The organism is Endozoicomonas sp. ONNA2 (assembly GCF_024606365.1).
GTDB lineage: Bacteria > Pseudomonadota > Gammaproteobacteria > Pseudomonadales > Endozoicomonadaceae > Endozoicomonas.
On the sequence record NZ_JAHHPO010000705.1, the window covers coordinates 1 to 1657 of the forward strand.

Genomic DNA, 1657 nt, shown 5'->3' on the forward strand with positions numbered 1-1657 from the left:
ACGTCAAAAATTCCACCAGCAAAACCACCAGATTTTATGGTTACAGTCCTTCATGTTAAAGAGTACAGAATCAGGTGTTTTCGGGATGAAAAAGCACCAGCCTCAAACCATCTTCGTCAATAGGCATACGGCGGTTTTTGCCATAAGTCTGAAAATCAAAGCCTGATTCATTATTGATGGCCCAGGCCATGGCAACATTGCCCTCCTCCGCCAACGCGTTAATCTGTTCCCAGATCATCTCCCGAATTCGCTGGGAAACATTACCCACATAAACCCCCGCACGGATTTCCAGCAACCAGACCGCCAGACGCCCTCTCAGGCGCGGCGGCACATTTTCCGTTACCACCACCAGCATGCTCATGGTCAGGCGCTCCTGTGGCCATCATCTCCCATGGCCACCGGCTCAGGGATGGCCGGTGGCTGGGCATCTTCCGGGGGCTTCGGTGGCTCAATCTCACCGGCTGCCAGTATCTCCTCTATGGTGGGAATGATCTTTTTCAGCAGCCGGGTTTTCCTGAAGCTGTCACGGCAGGCAATACGAATATCGCGGTCAGGGCTGGCGGTGCCTTTCCCCGCGATCTGAAAAGCCACAGGCACCACTGTGTCAAATTTAAACAGGTCCGCGATGTCGTAAACGAATGCCAGCGGTTTGCCCGAATGGATAAAGCCAATAGCCGGTGCATAGCCAGCGGCTAAAACCGCCGCTTCGGTTACCCCATAAAGACAAGCGGTGGCCGCACTTAAACATTGGTTGATTGTGTCGCCTGCCTCCCAATTCTTTGGGTCGTAGTTGCGACCGTGCCATTCCACCCCATACTGCTTCGCCATCAGCTGATACATTTTTCGAACCCGCGCACCCTCAATACCCCTCAACTGATCCACAGATCGGCGGGTAGGTGCCGGTTCACCAAAACGGAATTCAAACATTTTGCGTACTACTTTCAGCCGCAATTCCTCATCCAGTGCCAACCGCGCCTGATAGAGCAACTTGTCAGAACGGGCACCGCCGGGCTGCCCTGAGGAATAGAGGCGGACACCGGACTCTCCCACCCAAATCAGCAAGGTGCCCGTTGCCGCCGCCAGTTTCACGGCCGCGTGGGAAATCCGGGTACCCGGCTCCAGCATGATACAGACCACAGAACCTACCGGTATATGCTTGCGGTCGCCCTTTACTTCATCCACAACGACGAAGGCACCATCTTTAACATCAATGCGCCCTCGCCCCACAAAAACCATCGACACCCGATCCTTGACAGGGATCCGTTTCAGCGGAATAAACGACATATCAACAAACCGCCAGGCTCAATAGCCCCATACCAAAAGATTTCGCCGGTCCAAAACCGCTTATCAATGCGTTGGAAAATTGCTGAGGTGCCTCAATTTGCAGAACGCCTTCAAAAAGTACCGGCTGGATCTTACCACCGCGCTTTTCCCTTTTTTTGCGAAAATAGAGCGGCGCCTCTTGCACCACATTAACTGCCAGCAGTTGCGCCCCCGCCTGGCGCAGCTTTTTCTCCAGCCACTGCTGTTGTTGTTCTTCCCGGATCAGGGGTACCCGGACCGAGCGGGTGTAAGTGGTGCCATTGCGGGTGACTTCTCCCCGACGTTCATCCTTAACGGAACGAACCGGATTGCAACGCAACCGAAACCGTAACCG

3 protein-coding genes are annotated in these 1657 nt (G+C 54.3%); all 3 read right to left on the minus strand.

What is annotated here, in order from left to right; genetic code table 11:
- Positions 1-70 precede the first annotated feature (70 nt).
- Positions 71-361, minus strand: a complete 291-nt coding sequence (cas2e, locus tag KDK14_RS12470) for a type I-E CRISPR-associated endoribonuclease Cas2e (protein ID WP_257265459.1) — start codon at positions 359-361, stop codon at positions 71-73.
- A gap of 2 nt (positions 362-363) precedes the next feature.
- Positions 364-1284, minus strand: coding sequence for a type I-E CRISPR-associated endonuclease Cas1e (gene cas1e / locus KDK14_RS12475; RefSeq protein ID WP_257265460.1), 921 nt, complete (start codon positions 1282-1284; stop codon positions 364-366).
- Between the two features lies 1 nt (position 1285).
- Positions 1286-1657: type I-E CRISPR-associated protein Cas6/Cse3/CasE (gene cas6e / locus KDK14_RS12480; protein WP_257265461.1), on the minus strand; the 372-nt coding region annotated here is incomplete at its 5' end.

Excerpts from the sequence above, each read along its gene's own strand:
- cas2e (WP_257265459.1), bottom strand. The coding sequence starts at position 361 with ATGAGCATGCTGGTGGTGGTAACGGAAAATGTGCCGCCGCGCCTGAGA.
- cas1e (WP_257265460.1), bottom strand. The coding sequence starts at position 1,284 with ATGTCGTTTATTCCGCTGAAACGGATCCCTGTCAAGGATCGGGTGTCG.